This is a genomic window from Vreelandella janggokensis (assembly GCF_031451615.1).
Lineage (GTDB): Bacteria > Pseudomonadota > Gammaproteobacteria > Pseudomonadales > Halomonadaceae > Vreelandella > Vreelandella janggokensis.
In genome coordinates, this window is sequence record NZ_JARWAJ010000001.1 from 1,271,236 (window position 1) to 1,287,473 (window position 16,238).

Annotated in this window: 14 protein-coding genes; 6 read left to right on the forward strand and 8 right to left on the reverse strand. The window is 56.2% G+C overall.

Annotated features, from left to right (window positions below; all coding sequences use genetic code 11):
- Positions 1-129: 129 nt before the first annotated feature.
- The gene (locus tag QC816_RS05785; protein WP_309781348.1) at positions 130-1,041 is read left to right on the forward strand and encodes a homocysteine S-methyltransferase family protein; all 912 of its coding nucleotides are present in this window, start codon (positions 130-132) and stop codon (positions 1,039-1,041) included.
- 121 nt (positions 1,042-1,162) lie between these two features.
- Here QC816_RS05785 and QC816_RS05790 read toward each other — a convergent pair whose 3' ends face one another.
- From QC816_RS05790 to ppnN, 3 genes are all read right to left on the reverse strand, one after another.
- Positions 1,163-2,470, reverse strand: coding sequence for an MFS transporter (locus tag QC816_RS05790; RefSeq protein WP_264823126.1), 1,308 nt, complete (start codon positions 2,468-2,470; stop codon positions 1,163-1,165).
- 220 nt (positions 2,471-2,690) lie between these two features.
- On the reverse strand, positions 2,691-2,891 hold the full coding sequence (locus QC816_RS05795; RefSeq protein ID WP_309781349.1) for a hypothetical protein: 201 nt from the start codon (positions 2,889-2,891) through the stop codon (positions 2,691-2,693).
- Positions 2,892-2,963: 72 nt separating this feature from the next.
- Positions 2,964-4,346, reverse strand: a complete 1,383-nt coding sequence (gene ppnN, locus QC816_RS05800) for a nucleotide 5'-monophosphate nucleosidase PpnN (RefSeq protein WP_085918504.1) — start codon at positions 4,344-4,346, stop codon at positions 2,964-2,966.
- 128 nt (positions 4,347-4,474) lie between these two features.
- On the opposite strand from ppnN, the gene QC816_RS05805 reads away from it, so the two are divergent.
- On the forward strand, positions 4,475-5,365 hold the full coding sequence (locus QC816_RS05805) for a LysR family transcriptional regulator (RefSeq protein ID WP_085918654.1): 891 nt from the start codon (positions 4,475-4,477) through the stop codon (positions 5,363-5,365).
- Between the two features lie 52 nt (positions 5,366-5,417).
- On the opposite strand, the gene gcvP is transcribed toward QC816_RS05805, so the two are convergent.
- Together gcvP and gcvH are read right to left on the reverse strand one after the other, a co-directional pair.
- Positions 5,418-8,315, reverse strand: coding sequence for an aminomethyl-transferring glycine dehydrogenase (gcvP, locus tag QC816_RS05810; RefSeq protein WP_309781351.1), 2,898 nt, complete (start codon positions 8,313-8,315; stop codon positions 5,418-5,420).
- A gap of 78 nt (positions 8,316-8,393) precedes the next feature.
- Positions 8,394-8,780: a glycine cleavage system protein GcvH gene (gene gcvH / locus QC816_RS05815; protein WP_085918506.1), complete on the reverse strand. Its 387-nt coding sequence runs from the start codon at positions 8,778-8,780 to the stop codon at positions 8,394-8,396.
- Positions 8,781-9,194: 414 nt separating this feature from the next.
- Here gcvH and QC816_RS05820 point away from each other — a divergent pair, with 414 nt between their 5' ends.
- Positions 9,195-10,583, forward strand: a complete 1,389-nt coding sequence (locus QC816_RS05820) for an alanine/glycine:cation symporter family protein (RefSeq protein ID WP_309781353.1) — start codon at positions 9,195-9,197, stop codon at positions 10,581-10,583.
- A 94-nt stretch (positions 10,584-10,677) separates the two neighbouring features.
- Positions 10,678-11,790, forward strand: a complete 1,113-nt coding sequence (gene gcvT / locus QC816_RS05825) for a glycine cleavage system aminomethyltransferase GcvT (RefSeq protein ID WP_309781354.1) — start codon at positions 10,678-10,680, stop codon at positions 11,788-11,790.
- Positions 11,791-11,839: 49 nt separating this feature from the next.
- Here gcvT and QC816_RS05830 read toward each other — a convergent pair whose 3' ends face one another.
- The 3 genes from QC816_RS05830 to QC816_RS05840 are packed head-to-tail and all read right to left on the reverse strand — an operon-like array spanning position 11,840 to position 14,573.
- On the reverse strand, positions 11,840-12,712 hold the full coding sequence (locus QC816_RS05830) for a LysM peptidoglycan-binding domain-containing protein (protein WP_309781355.1): 873 nt from the start codon (positions 12,710-12,712) through the stop codon (positions 11,840-11,842).
- A 20-nt stretch (positions 12,713-12,732) separates the two neighbouring features.
- Positions 12,733-13,614 (reverse strand): acyltransferase, encoded by an 882-nt coding sequence (locus QC816_RS05835; protein ID WP_085918510.1) that lies wholly within the window; start codon positions 13,612-13,614, stop codon positions 12,733-12,735.
- Between the two features lie 44 nt (positions 13,615-13,658).
- Entirely contained in the window at positions 13,659-14,573 is a 915-nt protein-coding gene (locus QC816_RS05840; RefSeq protein WP_268901353.1) for a LysR family transcriptional regulator, read from the reverse strand.
- A gap of 185 nt (positions 14,574-14,758) precedes the next feature.
- Here QC816_RS05840 and QC816_RS05845 point away from each other — a divergent pair, with 185 nt between their 5' ends.
- A complete protein-coding gene (locus QC816_RS05845; RefSeq protein WP_066320486.1) occupies positions 14,759-15,457 on the forward strand; it encodes a CoA transferase subunit A in 699 nt (232 codons plus the stop codon).
- A 66-nt stretch (positions 15,458-15,523) separates the two neighbouring features.
- On the forward strand, positions 15,524-16,189 hold the full coding sequence (locus QC816_RS05850; protein ID WP_085918512.1) for a CoA transferase subunit B: 666 nt from the start codon (positions 15,524-15,526) through the stop codon (positions 16,187-16,189).
- Positions 16,190-16,238 lie beyond the last annotated feature (49 nt).

The following is a 16,238-nucleotide window of genomic DNA, read 5'->3' on the forward strand; positions in this document are numbered from 1 at the left end:
TCTAGTCATACTGAGTCATTGATACCTCTACTCATCGAAGTCTTGCGCCATGAGAACTTTTATATTGGTATGAGTCACATAGCGGCGGGATACGAAGACTGTGATCGATTTTTTATTAAGGGAATACTGATGAATACTGAAAGCAGAAACATAGTGCTGCTGGACGGTGGAATGGGGCAAGAACTCAGGAAACGCAGCAGCCAGCCAGCGTCCCCGCTATGGTCTGCTCAGGTCATGCTTGACGAACCCCATTTGGTCGTAGATGCACATCGTGATTTTATAGCGGCTGGAGCGCAAGTCATCAAGCTTAATAATTACAGTGCCACCCCGATTCGTCTGGAACGCGATGGCAGCGCTGCCATGTTCGAGCCTTTGCATGCTGCGGCACTAAATGCCGCCCGGCAGGCGCGAGAAGAGAGCGGGCGTGAGGTTCGTATCGCAGGTTGCCTGCCGCCATTGGTGGCCAGTTATCACGCTGATAGCGTACCCGACGATGGCGTTTGCCAGCGTGATTACCGGCGTCTGGTGAAGCAACAAACAGAGGGGGTCGACCTATTTCTCTGTGAAACCATGTCGCTGATACGTGAGGCGCGAGCAGCGACAATCGCGGCGGTGGAGGCTGAGCGCCCGGTATGGGTGGCATTCACTGTGGACGATCGCGATGGCACCCGCTTGCGCTCTGGCGAACGGCTGTCCGAGGCGGCCAATGAGGTCGCGTCCATTGGCGCGGAGAGAATAGTGGTCAATTGTTCAGTACCTGAAGCCGTTACAACCGCCATGTATGAACTTGCAACCCTCGATGTGCCCTTTGGAGGGTATGCCAACGGCTTTACATCCGTGGCACCGCTACAACCCGGCGGGACCGTAGACGCGCTAATGTCGCGTAGTGATCTTGATCCTGCCGGCTATGCCGAACATGCGCTCGAATGGGTTAGGCTGGGCGCTACGGTGATCGGTGGCTGCTGTGAGGTGGGTCCTGCGCATATTGCCGAGTTAGCCAGGCGGTTGACCGACGACGATTACCGTCTGGTGGCATATTGACCGTGTGGTACGTGCTATCAGCAAGCCCGGTGCTTGCCATCTCGAGAAGAGGCCGCAAGCGTAAATGCCCCGGGCGATTGAAACCCGGGATTGCGCACTGCAATAGCGATCACTGACTGCGTCACTTCGTCGTTTCTTCTGTTTCTGCTTCTTCATCGTCCCCGACCGGTTCCAGGGGGTTGCCATCCTCGTCAAGAAATTGGTGATCATACGCCGCTTGGAGGCCAGTCTCTTCTGGTTCGACTTCCTGGGGCTGTTCGTCATCGTCAGTCAGGTAGTCGATGTGGCCCGGATAGAGGGGCGAGAGTACCGCCACCAGAATGCCGATCACGCAGAATACGGAAAAAGCGTCGGCATAGCCGAATTTGCCGACCAGCATACCGACCATCGGGGAGCCAGCTGCCTGACCCAAGGCGCAGGCCATAAAGGGTAATACCGGGCCCATCGATGGGCGTCCCGGCAACAGGCGGATGCCGGTCATCAGGTATAAACCTGTCAGGCTCATGTAAGCGAGACCAAATACTAATGCGGAAAACATCGTCAGGGCTAACTGGTCGGGGCTGGCGGCGAGTAGTACAAGGCTTGCCGCCAGCATCATCAGCATTAACGCCTGGGTAATGGGCGGGTTATTGCGGTCGGCTACATCACTCACCACGGCACCTCCCAGGCCGGCAATCCCGGCGGCGAACCATAGCCAGCCGGTAAAGGCGGGGGGGAGTTCACCAAGCCTGACTACCAGATCCGGAGCGAAGATCCAGTAAGGTGCAGATACAAAACCCATCGCGAAAGCAAACAGCGAAAGCCGGACAAGGCGCGACCACTGCTGTCGAGTCACCGGGGGAGGAGGCGCTGCATTGGCGGGAATGACCCTTGAGACCGAGGGGATAAAAAACCAGGCTGCCACAACCCCGATACCTGCCAGTACGGCAAATGATGTATAAGTAAAACGCCAGGCATCTGCCAGGAACACGACGGTAGGTACCGCCACGATGATACCGATACTGGTACCCGCGTTCATGATGGAGCTGACACGGCCGTGCATCGAACGGCTGACCAATACCTGCATGGCGGAGGTCAGCGCCGGCATCATCAACCCCGTACAGACGCCGCAGGTAAACACCCCAATACCTAGGGATAGAGCGTCTGAAGACCGGCTGATCAGTGCCAGGCCCGCAACACCAAAACACCCTGAGAGCACTGCCAGATTGCGCGCGCCGAGACGGTTGGCGGCAAGTGGCGCCACCATGGTGGCTAGCACGAAACTGACAAAGGGTAATGCGCCGATGATGCCGACAATATACGCTGACAGGTCAAGTTCATTGCTGATGGAAGGGACGAACAAGCCAAACGCGAAGCGCGCAAGCCCGTAGCTTATAGCCACCAGGGCTGCGCCAAAGAAGGCAAACCCCATGTTGGACAAAGTCTTCATATGGCCACCCCACTGTCGCGTTTGGCTTGAATGTCATACGGGTATTTCCATTCTCTCAATGACATCTGTCAGGGGCAATGCAAGACGACCTATTTCATTGGAAGTGATTAAGTCGTTAATCCAACAAAATTCCTTTCAGAGTATCTGACGACAAAAACGCCGAGGGACGTTATTCCCAGTCGGCGTTTTTGTATGTGTCGGCAGTCCAGGTCCAGAGGGATTAGCTGGGTGCCTGGTGATCGGCGAGGGCAGCGGTCACGGCTTCTTCCCACTGGCCCGGGGTAATCCCCCAATGCTTCATTTCCGCCTGGTCAGGGCTGCCTTTGGCGGCATCTTCAAGCTCATCCCTGGAGTGTCGTTCAAAACAATGCTTGGCAAACGCCTTGGTTTTGCCGTCACTTAACTGGTTGACCATGTCCATGGTAGTTTGCTCTCCTTGATGACGCGTTAAACACGTCCAGTGTAGTCGTTCAGTGCCTTTTTGCCCGCATGATCACGTCAGCACATAACAGGGGACGTAGGCCTGCCCATCGAGTTTCATGCGGCCCTGTGCCACAAATGAGCTCAGCAGCTCATCCAGGCGCCGCATTAGCTCAGGCTCGGCATTGAGCACATAGGGGCCGTGGGCCTCAATCGCACGAATGCCTTGCTCTTTGACGTTGCCGGCGACGATACCCGAGAACGCCCGGCGAAGATTGGCGGCCAGCTCATGGGTTGGCTGCTGGCGGTGAAGTGCCAGGGCCCGCATGGCATCGTGAGTGGGGTCAAAAGGCGCCTGGAAGTCACGCGCAACCGTCAGGCGCCAGTTATAGTAGAACGCATCCTGGTGAGTACGCCTGAATTCAGTAATCTCATCGACACTCTCGCGCATGAGCCGAGCTACCGCGACGGGGTCACCGGTAATGATGGTATAAAATCGCCGGATGTCCTCGCCCAGGGTATAGACCAGAAATTCATCGATCTTCTCGAAGTAGGCAGCCGAGTCGGCTGGGCCGGTCAATATCAGCGGAAATGGCATATCCTGATTTGAGGGATGCAACAGAATCCCCAACAGATAGAGGATTTCTTCTGCGGTGCCCACGCCGCCGGGGAAGACAATGATGCCGTGCCCCAGGCGGACAAACGCTTCAAGGCGCTTTTCGATATCGGGCATGACAACGAGTTCATTGACAATGGGGTTGGGCGCTTCGGCGGCGATAATGCCTGGTTCCGAAATCCCCAGATAGCGGCCATCACGACGACGCTGCTTGGCGTGAGCGACGTTGGCGCCTTTCATCGGGCCTTTCATGGCACCAGGGCCACAGCCTGTGCAAATGTCCAGATCGCGCAGCCCCAGGTGGTAGCCGACGTCCTTGGTATATTCGTACTCTTCCCGTGAAATGGAGTGACCGCCCCAGCAAACCACCAGGCTGGGGTCACGGCCAGGTTTGAGCGTGCCTGCCTTACGCAGGATATGAAACACCGCGTTGGTGGTGCCTTCTGCGGTGGTCAGATCAAAACGATCATGACGCTGGATTTCATTGTAGATGTACACAATGTCGCGGATGATCGAAGAGAGGTGTTCCCGAATACCGCGAATCATGCGGCCATCAACAAAGGCTTCGGCGGGCGCATGGGTCAGTTTCAAACGAATGCCGCGATCCTGTTGAAGTACCTCGATATCAAAGTCTCTATAGGCTTCCAGAATCGCCAGGCTGTCGTCGGTGGGGCTGCCGCAGTTAAGCACGGCCAGCGCACAGCGCCTTAGTAAATCATGCAGGCCGCTCTTGGATGTGCGATGAAGGCGATTGACTTCGTGTTGCGAGAGGACTTCAAGGCTGCCTTCCGGCGAGATAATGCTGGAAATGGTGTCGCGCGATTGAGCGTTTTGGGTCATTAGTGGTGCGGTTCCTGACGGTGTGAGGTCTTTTCTCATACTATCACGCTACCTGAGCAGGTACACCGCAAGTGCCTGGTAAGCAGTATGATATGATATACGCCATTGCTAACCCGATGATGCTCAACATGTTTAATGCGCAATATTTTCGAACCTACATCACCTTAGTGGAAACCGGCAGCTTTACGCGCACCGCGCAGCGACTGGATATGACGCAGCCAGGGGTGAGCCAGCACATTCGCAAGTTGGAGCGTTATTTAAATAAGACCTTGCTGGAACGGCGCGGACGGGGGTTTACATTGACCGAGTCGGGGCGTCGCGCTTACGACTATGCGTTAAAACTGTTTGCTGAGCATGAGCAGTTTCGTCATGCGCTGGACGACGATTTACTGGACAGCGGTGAATGTCGTATTGCCTCTCCGGGCAGTGTTGGCCTGATGTTTTATCCTTACATTCTGGGACAGCAGCAACGGCATCCCAATCTAACGGTCAGCTACAGCTTTGCGTTCAATCACGAAATCGTCAATGACTTACTGGAAGGGCGGTACGACATCGGGATCGTCACTGAAGCGGTCAATCATCCCGATCTGGAATGTTACGTATGGCACCAGGAACCCCTGTGTCTGGTCGTGCCAGCGGACTTCGTCGAAGGAACGCTTTCGGACCTGATGGGGATTGGCTTTCTCAACTACTATGATGGCATCAACCACGCCAACGCCCTGTTGCGCGCCAACTATCCCGATGATTACCGTTCGATGACGCATTTTCGCCACCAGGGCTTTACCAATGAAGTCAGCATGGTACTTGACGCCGTCGCCCGGGGGCTGGGTTTTACCGTGGTGTCGCGTCTGGTGCTGGAGACGTCCCCATGGCAGCGGCAGGTAAAGGCGCTTAACCTGCCCAACACGGTCAATGAAGTGTTGTATTTGCTGCGTCGGCGAGATTCCGTACTGCCCAAGCGTTATGAAAAGCTGCTCAATGGCTTTCATCAGGAACGGATGCAGGAAATAACGCCTTGAGGCCGCCTTTGCCGGCGTCGTCCTCAAGGCGCTTGGCTGATCGACCTGGCCGTTACGCGTCGCGGTATTCGTCGATACTCGGGCAGGAGCAAATCAGTTGGCGGTCGCCAAAGACGTTATCCACGCGATTCACCGCCGGCCAATATTTCGACGCCTTGACGGCGGCGGTAGGGAAGGCCCCCAGTTCGCGATCGTAAGGACGTTGCCACTCAGCGTCGATGATATCTTCCTGGGTGTGCGGCGCGTTGACCAGCGGGTTGTTGTCCTGCGGCCACTCGCCTTGCTCGACTCGCGTGATCTCCCCACGAATGGCAATCATCGCATCGCAGAAGCGGTCTATTTCATACAGCGATTCCGACTCGGTTGGCTCGATCATCAGTGTGCCTGGCACGGGGAACGACATGGTAGGCGCGTGGAAGCCGTAATCCATCAGGCGTTTGGCGATATCTTCTTCGCTGATGCCCGAGGCCGTCTTGAGTGGGCGAATGTCGATGATGCATTCATGAGCCACCGTACCGTTCTGGCCGCGATAGAGAATCGGAAAAGCCGCTTCAAGCCGCTTGGCGATATAGTTGGCATTGAGGATGGCCAGCTCAGTTGCTTCACGCAGACCCCGCGCACCCATCATTTTAATGTACGCCCAGGAAATCGGCAGGATGGAGGCACTGCCAAACGCCGCGGCGGATACCGCGCCACACTCTGGATTGACGCCGTTGATGGGCGTGACCACGTGGTTGGAGACGTAGGGAGCCAAGTGGGCTTTGACACCAATGGGCCCCATGCCTGGACCGCCGCCGCCGTGGGGGATGCAGAACGTTTTATGCAGATTCAGGTGTGAAACGTCGCCGCCAAAATCCCCGGGACGGGTTAACCCCACCTGAGCGTTCATGTTGGCGCCGTCGATATACACTTGGCCACCGTTGTCGTGAACGATCTGGCAAGCCTCGCGCACGCTGGTTTCAAAGACCCCGTGGGTCGACGGATAAGTAAGCATGATGGCGGAAAGCTGATCCCGGTGCTGTTCTGCCTTGGTACGCAGGTCGTCCAGGTCAATGTTGCCGTTAGCGTCGCACTCGACGACCACCACTTTCATTTGCACCATGGCCGCAGATGCCGGATTGGTACCGTGGGCCGAGCTTGGGATCAGACAGACATTGCGGTGGCCCTCGCCCTGGGCATTCTGGTAACGCCTGATGGCTGCCAGCCCGGCGTATTCGCCTTGGGCACCTGAGTTGGGCTGCATGGAAATATGCTCATAACCCGTCACCTCAACCAGGAAATCGGCCAGTTCGTCGATCATCTGGTGGTAGCCAGCCGCCTGCTCGCGGGGTGCGAAGGGGTGGATATGGGCGAACGCAGGCCAGGAAACGGGGATCATCTCGCTGGTGGCGTTGAGTTTCATGGTGCACGAGCCGAGGGGAATCATTGCATGGGCAAGCGATAAATCTTTATTTTCCAGCCGCTTCAGATAGCGCAGCATCTCGGTTTCGCTGCGATAGCGCTTAAAGGTGGGGTGGGTCAGAAAATCGCTTTCGCGCTGGTAAGCACTGGGAATGCCGGAAACACGGTCAGTGACAATCTGCTCGTCAAGAGCGGCGACAGAGAGTCCGTGCTCATCACCGAGCAGTACGTCAAACAGGATGGCCACGTCGTGGGCCGTGGTGGTTTCATCCAGGCTGATACCCACATCGCCGTTGGCGAAATAATGCAGGTTGATGTCGTGGGTCATCGCGCGGCCATGGATTTTGCCTGCATCCACCTGGGTCAGGCGCAGCGTATCGAACCAGGTGTCATGCGCGAGGCGGATACCTGTCTGCTGAAGGCCGTGGGCGAGCAGGGTCGTCAAACGATGCACGCGTCCGGCAATTTTGCGTAGCCCGTCGGCACCGTGGTAAGTAGCGTAAAAACCGGCAATATTGGCCAGTAGCGCCTGGGCAGTACAGATGTTCGACGTGGCTTTCTCACGGCGAATGTGCTGCTCACGGGTTTGCATCGCCATGCGTAACGCCGTGTGGCCGCGGCTGTCTTTGGACACACCAATAATCCGTCCGGGAATGGATCGCTTGAGCTTGTCTGATGTGGCAAAAAAGGCGGCATGAGGCCCACCGAAGCCCATGGGCACCCCAAAGCGCTGAGAGTTACCCACCACAATGTCGACACCCAGCGCGCCCGGCTCTTTAAGCAGAACCAGGCTCAACAGGTCAGTGGCGACACAGGTCATGATCGAGCGTTCAGCGGCGGTGCTGACCAACGATGCCAGGTCACTGATTTCGCCGCTGGCCGTGGGGTACTGGAACAAGGCCCCAAAAACGTCATGCTCGGCAACCGACGCTGCCGGTCCCACGATGAGTTCAAACCCAAAAAAATCGGCGCGGGTTTTCACCACGTCCAGGGTTTGGGCAAACACATCGTCAGCGACAAAAAAGGCATTGGACTTGTTTTTCTTGTTGGCCCGCTTGCACAGCGCCATGGCTTCAGCCGCCGCTGTCGCCTCATCCAGCAGGGAGGCGTTGGCAAGCTCCATGCCGGTTAAATCCATGACCACCTGCTGGAAGTTCAGCAGCCCCTCCAGGCGCCCCTGAGAGATTTCCGGCTGGTAAGGCGTATATGCCGTGTACCAGCCCGGGTTTTCCAGGACATTGCGCTGAATCACCGCAGGCATGTGTGTCCCATAGTAACCCTGGCCAATATAGCTTTTGGCGACCCGGTTTTGACGCGCCAACTGGCTCAGGTAATCGAGGGCTTCAGCTTCGCTTCTGGGGTCGTCGAGCGACAGTTCGCGGCCAAGGCGAATATCGCCGGGGACAGTTTGCTCGATCAGATCTTCCATGCGCTGCATGTCGAGCGCTTTTAGCATGGTGGAGACGTCGTCGGCGTCAGGGCCATTGTGACGTTTGATAAAAGCATCGTGGTCAGCCAGTTCGGCTAATCGGCGAGTTTCAAAAGGCATGGAGAGAATTCCGAACGTGATGAGAAAACCGGGCAGGGGTTGGGGCTGCGCCTGCCAATGCTGGGCAGGCGTTATTGATCAGTCGTCGCTTAACGTCGCTTGATAGGCGTCTGCATCCATCAACTCATCAAGGTTGTCATCGCTTAACCGCACCTTCATGATCCAGCCGCCTTCATAAGGGGCATCGTTGACCGTTTCAGGGGCGTCTTCCAGCGCTTCATTGACGTCGATAACCTCGCCATCAACGGGCGAATAAAGATCAGAAGCGGCTTTGACCGATTCAATCACACCGAACTCATCGCCTTTGGTCAGCGTGGTGCCGACATCGGGCAGTTCGACAAACACGACATCTCCAAGCGCGGCTTGAGCATGGTCGGTAATGCCAATGGTGACCGTGCCATCTTGATGGTCAAGCACCCACTCGTGGCTCTCAGCGTAACGAAGGTTGGCAGGAAGATTGCTCATGGTGATTCCCTATACGAAACGGATGTGGAGCCGCCATGTTAGCGCTTGTTGGTCACCTTGGCGATGGGCGCTGTTCACGGCGAGCGTTTAGCGAAGCATGGTAACGTGTTTCCAAAAGGAAACAAGTTTCCATGCTGCTGCTTTATAGCGACATCCCTAGCTATCTAAAACGTCGATGACGATTACGTGGTCATGAATTGTCAATTTAGCGAAATTTACTGCGTTAACTCGACAATGCCATGGCAAGTGACCAAAGTTATGGTGTAAAACATGGCGATCTTACGTCGGGTGCCGCCAGCGATCGGCTCGTGACACAAGAGCGTTTGATGGCCAGAATTAAGCGACGCGTCGTCAAGCGTTACATCTGGCCTACATCGAATAAATCAAATCATGAAAAGGGTAAGGAGGTAGCAGGTGGAAACATTAAACAGTCTCTTCGGAGCCATTAACGGGGTGGTATGGGGCCCGTTGATGCTCATCTTGTTGTTAGGTGTGGGGATCTACCTCCAGCTTGGCCTGAAACTGATGCCCATCAGGAAGCTCGGTATCGGCTTCAAGCTAATGTGGCAGGGACGGGAAGCCAAGGGAGAGAGCGCTGAAAAAGATGGCGAAATTTCCCCCTTTAATGCCCTGATGACGTCGCTGTCGGCGACTATTGGTACCGGTAATATCGCCGGGGTGGCCACCGCGATTGCGTTAGGTGGGCCGGGCGCGGTGTTCTGGATGTGGATCACGGCGCTGGTAGGGATGGCCACAAAATTTGCCGAGGCCCTGCTGGCGGTCCGTTTTCGTGAGACCGACAGCACTGGCTACCATGTCGGCGGACCGATGTTCTACATCAAGAACGGTCTCGGCAAGAAGTGGATGTGGCTTGGTGTGTTGTTTGCGTTCTTCGGTGCTGTGGCTGCCTTCGGTATTGGTAACACGGTGCAGTCCAATTCGGTCGCGGATGCCATGGATGCCACCTTCGGCGTGCCGACATGGTTAACCGGGGTGGTGATCATGGTGCTAGCCGGTGCGGTCATTCTCGGCGGCATCAAGCGGATTGCCAAGGTCGCCGGCAAGTTGGTACCCGTCATGGGGATAGCCTACATCGTCGCGGGTATTGTCGTGCTGATTATTAATGTCGGTCAGATCGGTGAAGCCTTCAGCTTGATTTTCTACTATGCCTTCAACCCGGTTGCGGCTGCGGGTGGTTTTGCAGGCGCGGCGGTCATGGCAGCGATTCGCTTTGGTGTGGCTCGGGGGATTTTCTCCAACGAAGCAGGCTTGGGTAGTGCGCCTATTGCTCACGCGGCGGCACAAACCAAGAACCCGGTCCGCCAGGGTCTGATTGCCATGCTGGGAACCTTCATCGATACCATTGTGGTTTGCACCATCACAGCGTTGGTTATCTTGACCTCAACCGTATGGATTGATGGCGAGGAGGGGGCGTCGTTAACGGCACTCTCCTTCGATGCGGCGCTACCCGGGTTCGGCAATCAGATTGTTGCCGTTGCGCTAGCGGTGTTTGCCTTTACCACTATCCTTGGCTGGTCGTTCTACGGCGAAAAATGCTTTCAGTTCCTGTTCGGGACGCGCTCCATCATGCTTTATCGCGTACTCTTCGTTCTAGCGATTCCGCTTGGTGCCATGGCGCAGCTTGGGTTCATCTGGCTGATGGCGGATACCTTCAACGCCATGATGGCGATCCCCAACCTGATTGCACTGGCCCTGCTGTCGCCCGTCGTGTTTAAACTGACCAAAGACTATTTCGATGGCAAAGATGTCTTGCCAGGGGAATCGTTAGACCACGATAACTAATCGTTGCCAGGCGCTCGTGCGCATTTGCAATGCTGATGAAGAGTCGGGAAGGCACTGATGTGGCTTCCCGCTCTTGTTTGTAAAGGAGTGATTGATGACTGAGCTTAAACAGACCCCGTTGCATGCGCTGCATTGCCGACTGGGGGCAAAGATGGTGCCTTTTGCCGGTTACGAGATGCCTGTCCAATATCCGTTGGGCGTTAAAAAGGAGCACGAGCATACACGCCGGCAGTGCGGCTTGTTTGATGTCTCGCATATGGGGCAGGTAGTGGTGTCTGGCGATAACGTCGCCGAGGAATTGGAAACCCTGATTCCTGCCGATCTGGTTGGGTTGGCCGAAGGTGCCCAGCGCTATGGGCTGCTGACCAGCAGCGAAGGCGGAATTCTTGACGACCTGATGGTCGTCAATGCGGGAGATCATTTCTATGTGGTGGTCAATGCTGCCTGCAAGGAACAGGATATCGCCCATCTGCAGGCACATTTAGGTGACCGCCTGACCATAGAACCGCTGGACCGGGGGTTGCTCGCCCTGCAGGGACCCAGTGCGCATCTGGTCATGCAGCGGATTTGCCCGGCAGCCTGCGAGATGGTGTTTATGCAGCACGGTCGCTTTCAAGTGGCCGATCAAGAGGTCTGGATCAGCCGCAGTGGCTACACCGGCGAAGATGGCTTCGAAATATCGGTGGCGGCTGACGCCACCGAGGCTTTCGCTGAACGATTGCTGTCAGAGCCTGAAGTCGAAGCCATCGGCCTCGGTGCCCGGGACTCCTTGCGTCTGGAGGCAGGTCTGTGCCTCTACGGGCACGACATGGATACCATGACCACACCGGTAGAAGCCGGTTTGATCTGGGCGATCAGCAAGCCGCGTCGTCACGGCGGCGATCGCCCTGGCGGCTTTCCCGGTGCGGATTTGATCCTTCACCAGGTCGATACCAAAGACCATACCCGTAAACGCGTGGGGCTGGTGGCCGAGGGGCGCCAGCCGGTGCGTGAAGGCGCAACGCTGTTAACTGAGAATGGCAGTGAGGTGGGGATGGTGACCTCCGGCGGATTCGGGCCCAGTGTGGGTAAGCCAGTGGCAATGGGCTACGTTTCCCGCGACCTTGAAGCACCGGGCACGACCGTTTATGCCAAAGTGCGCGGTAAACGGTTACCCATGACCGTCACAAAAACACCGTTTGTCACTGCCAACTATTATCGTGGTTAGGCGTGGTGGTGAAACCGCCCCCGCCCTGGCTGTAGCCGCGGGGCCGGTTTTATTTCAGCACTTGCCGAGGGTCAATCGGTTTTCCACCCTGGCGTAAATCAAACAACAAATCATGACGACCCGTGGCCCGGCTTTTGCCTACCTGGCAAAGCGGGTCGCCTACGGCTACCTGCTGACCTTCCTCGACAGTTAACTGCTCACACAGGGCATAGACGCTTTGCAGGTTATCTGCATGGTGAACAATCACCACCTTCTCAAGCTGTCGCATACTGCCTGCAAAGCGGACCTCGCCCTTGGCGACTGCCTTTACGCTGGCATTGGCCTGGGTGGCCAGTAGCATGGGCTGAAGCGTGCCACGGCTATCAGGGCCATAGCGGCGAACAACCCGGTAATCGTCCAGTGGCCAGGGCCAGCGTTTGGCCGATGCTGGGAGTGATGAACTGCTTGCGCTGGACGTTTGCGCGGCCGGTTTGCTGGTGCTTGACGGTGTCGAGCTGGCGGTCGAGGTGCTAGCGCTCGAACCGACGGGAATATTGATCATTTGGCCAACGCGCAATTCGGTCGCCGAGCTGCCCGCGTTGGCACTTTGTAGCCGCGACGAGGTGGTGCCGAAATGGCGAGCAAGGCTGGAAAAAGTATCGCCCGGGCGGATTTGGTAGCGGTATGGTCCACTTGCCGGCGCGCGTTCCTGCTGCGTAGGAATCAGCACGCGTTGGCCAACGGCCAGGTGGCGAGCTTTTACGCCTGGATTGAAGCGCTGTAGCCTTTCGAGTGGCACGTTGGCGCGTTTGGCTAACTGGCCCAGCGTATCACCACGTTTGATTGCCACCCAGCTACCGCTGATCTGGGTCATCGCCGGGGCAGCGACTCGCTGCGGGATAGAGGGCGTGCCGGCGCAGCCCACCATTATGCTGGCGACCATGATAGCCCCGAGCCACTTGCTCAAGCATGATCGATCTGACCATCCAGTTGACAGTCTTTTTCCTGCCAAAGTGCATTGATCCATGTGTGGAAATGTTCCTTGTGCTGCGATTCGGCGTGATAGTCAGCGGTCAACATCCATGCAGGCACTTCAAGGATGCGTGCCTTCAGGGTGATCGGTGCTTCCTGTCCACAGAGAAAGCCCCAAAAAGTGGGATTTGGATTGGTATAGCTCAACGTGACGTCAAGGATGCCGTCGAGCTTGTCGCCAAGCAAGTTGAGGACTTGAGCAACCCCGCCCGCCTTGGGGCGAAGCAGATGGCGGTAGGGGCTCTGTTGCAAGGCATGTTTATGCGGCGTAAAGCGAGTGCCTTCAACAAAGTTGTAGATAGCAATGGGCGACTGGCGGGCGCGAGCGCACATGCGTTCTGTCGCCTCTCGGTCCAGCTTTGCCAGGGCGGGATTCCGGGCGATTTGCTCTCGGGTAATGCGACGCATGATAGGGAAATCGAGCGCCCAAAAGGCAAGACCCACAATCGGTATCCACAATAACTGCCGTTTTACAAAGAAACGCGGCATGGGAATGCGCCGATGCAGAACCAACAACAGCATAAAGATATCGGTCCAGCTACGATGATTGGAAATCACCAACCACCACTGATCCGGACGCAGGTTATCGGGGACAGATGCATCAAGCCGAGGCTGTATCCAGTGCCGCATCCACCACAGGTTAACGCCTATCCAGTTCATGGTGACGTGACCAATGCCTGCTTGTACTGCCTTTAGAACGCGACCCTTGGGGGTTATTACTTTGAGCAGCGACAGCGCTGTCAGGGGGATTCCCCAAAAAAGCGTGTTGAGGGCTAGCAAGGCAACGCTAACCACCCCTTTTAACATCGGCATACCGCGTTTCCTTACTGGTGCGTAATGTTGAATGCTAAAGGATATTAACCAGCCTGCCCAGCCTCATGCTCGGGTAAGTAAGGCGCCTGAACGGTTTCCAGCAATACCGTGCGCAATGCATGTGCAGCGACTGATAGCTCCTGTTGCGTCAGTATCCCCACGCGACAGGCAACGCTTGGCGAGGTCAGGGGAAGGTATTGAGCGCCCAGCGCCTGCATTTGCGGAATGCACATTGATGGCACTGCGCTGACGCCCAGGCCTTCTGCCACCATTCGGCCGACGGTCGATAATTGATGACTTTCGAAGGCGACCGGTAAATCCATTTGCTGTCGGGAAAGAGCCTGTTCCAGCAGTCGGCGGACCATTGAGGGTCGTTGCAAGGTGATGAAATCCTCGCCTAGCAAGTCCGCCCATGACAGTGAGGCTCGCTTACTCAACCGTGAGCCTTTGGAAACAACCGCGACAAAATGATCCTCGAACAGAGGCGTGAATGTCAGGCTGCCGGTGCCTTCTGGTGCAAACGCAATGCCCATTTCCACCTGGCGCGAACGGACCATGTCGTTAACATCTTCGTTGATGACATCGTGCACGGTCACATTGATTTTGGGGTATTGTTGACGGAATCTGACCAATGCCCCGGGGAGCAGGTTGCAGGCAAAGGCAGGCATGGCCGCGACGCTGAGGCGGCCCAGTTGCAAAGTGAAGCGTTGACGCAGGCGTTCTTCCGTATTGTCCCACTGGGCGAGCAAATGCTTGGCCAGCGGCAGCAGCGACTCGCCCTCGGGGGTTAAGCGGACACTGCGAGTGCTGCGTAGCAATAGTTTGCCGCCCAGAGCATCTTCGAGCCCTTTTATGGCTAGACTAAGGGCAGGCTGGGACAAATGTAACCGTTCGCAGGCCTGAGTAAAGCTCAGGGTCTGGGCAACGGCCAGGAAGGCGCGCAACTGTTTGACGGTCATGGTCGGCTCTTTATAAGTTATGCAAATAAATTGATAAGAAAAACAAACTTAACAAATATATTGTCTGGCACAACACTGCAACCAGAAGCCTGCGTCGCGATAGCCGTCACACCTTGGATCTCGTGGGCTCAGCGACATTGGTGCATCACTGACAACCGTCATCGACAACAAGGCGAGGTATAACAATGGCAGGATTCGATAAGCGTGTTGCTTCCTACGAAGAAGCGATGGAAGGCATTGAAAGCGGCATGACCGTATTGGCCGGTGGTTTCGGCCTGTGCGGCATTCCCGAAAATCTGATTGCTGAAATAAAGCGACGTGGCGTCAAGGACCTGACCGTTGTATCGAACAACTGTGGCGTTGACGGTTTTGGCCTCGGCCTGTTGCTCGAAGACCGTCAGATACGCAAGATTCTGGCGTCTTATGTAGGCGAGAATGCGCTGTTCGAGCAGCAAATGCTCAATGACGAGATCGAAGTGGTGCTAACCCCTCAGGGGACGCTCGCGGAAAAGATGCGCGCAGGCGGAGCCGGTATCCCGGCGTTTTATACCGCCACCGGCTATGGCACTCCCATTGGCGAAGGCAAGGAAGTCCGTGAATTCAATGGTCGTCCGCATATTCTGGAAGAGGCCATAACCGGTGAATTTGCCATTGTGAAGGGCTGGAAAGCCGACCGTTACGGTAATGTCATGTACCGCCATACGGCGCAGAACTTTAATCCCATGGTCGCAACGGCGGGCAGGATTACTGTCGTTGAAGTCGAAGAGATCGTTGAGCCCGGCGAACTGGAGCCCAGTCAGATCCATACACCGGGCATCTATGTAGACCGAATCATTCAGGGCACGTTTGAGAAGCGCATCGAAAAACGCACGGTTCACAGTTAAGAGTGCAGCGCTATCGAACGACCCGGTTGTTTTGGCTTTTAATCGATTCACTATGAGGAACTGATCATGGCACTGACACGTGAACAAATGGCTCAGCGTGTGGCGCGGGAACTGGAAGACGGCTTTTACGTTAATTTGGGAATCGGCATTCCGACCCTGGTGGCTAACTATATCCCCGAGGATATGGACGTAATGCTTCAGTCGGAAAATGGTTTGCTGGGCATGGGGCGTTATCCCACCGAAGAAGAAGTTGATCCCGACATGATCAACGCCGGCAAGCAAACCGTAACGGCGAGGCCCGGCGCGGCGATTTTCTCATCGGCAGAGTCCTTCGCGATGATTCGCGGCGGCCACGTGGATCTGACGGTACTGGGAGCGTTTGAGGTCGATCAGAATGGCAATATTGCCTCCTGGATGATTCCCGGCAAGCTGATCAAGGGGATGGGGGGCGCCATGGATCTGGTAGCTGGTGCGGAAAATATCATTTGCACCATGACCCATGCGTCGAAACACGGGGAGTCCAAATTGCTCGAAAAATGCAATCTGCCATTGACCGGCGCAGGCTGTATTAACCGTGTATTGACGGACCTGGCATACCTTGAAATCAAGGACGGCACTTTCATTCTGAAAGAGCGTGCGCCGGGCGTGAGCGTTGAAGAAATCGTCGAAAAGACTGCAGGCAAGCTGGTGGTACCCGACCACGTCCCCGAAATGACATTTGCCCAAGGCTAGTCGGCCCCCGAGTGCCTGACGCAAGTCAAGGCGTAAGCGTCGCCTGGCG

Bases quoted from the DNA above. Each gene is read 5' to 3' on its own strand.
- QC816_RS05850 (WP_085918512.1), top strand. From the start codon at position 15,524: ATGGCACTGACACGTGAACAAATGGCTCAGCGTGTGGCGCGGGAACTG.
- QC816_RS05790 (WP_264823126.1), bottom strand. From the start codon at position 2,470: ATGAAGACTTTGTCCAACATGGGGTTTGCCTTCTTTGGCGCAGCCCTG.
- QC816_RS05835 (WP_085918510.1), bottom strand. From the start codon at position 13,614: ATGCCGATGTTAAAAGGGGTGGTTAGCGTTGCCTTGCTAGCCCTCAAC.
- ppnN (WP_085918504.1), bottom strand. From the start codon at position 4,346: ATGACCCAAAACGCTCAATCGCGCGACACCATTTCCAGCATTATCTCG.
- gcvP (WP_309781351.1), bottom strand. From the start codon at position 8,315: ATGCCTTTTGAAACTCGCCGATTAGCCGAACTGGCTGACCACGATGCT.
- QC816_RS05785 (WP_309781348.1), top strand. From the start codon at position 130: ATGAATACTGAAAGCAGAAACATAGTGCTGCTGGACGGTGGAATGGGG.
- QC816_RS05795 (WP_309781349.1), bottom strand. From the start codon at position 2,891: ATGGACATGGTCAACCAGTTAAGTGACGGCAAAACCAAGGCGTTTGCC.
- gcvH (WP_085918506.1), bottom strand. From the start codon at position 8,780: ATGAGCAATCTTCCTGCCAACCTTCGTTACGCTGAGAGCCACGAGTGG.
- QC816_RS05805 (WP_085918654.1), top strand. From the start codon at position 4,475: ATGTTTAATGCGCAATATTTTCGAACCTACATCACCTTAGTGGAAACC.
- QC816_RS05830 (WP_309781355.1), bottom strand. From the start codon at position 12,712: ATGGTCGCCAGCATAATGGTGGGCTGCGCCGGCACGCCCTCTATCCCG.
- QC816_RS05840 (WP_268901353.1), bottom strand. From the start codon at position 14,573: ATGACCGTCAAACAGTTGCGCGCCTTCCTGGCCGTTGCCCAGACCCTG.
- gcvT (WP_309781354.1), top strand. From the start codon at position 10,678: ATGACTGAGCTTAAACAGACCCCGTTGCATGCGCTGCATTGCCGACTG.
- QC816_RS05845 (WP_066320486.1), top strand. From the start codon at position 14,759: ATGGCAGGATTCGATAAGCGTGTTGCTTCCTACGAAGAAGCGATGGAA.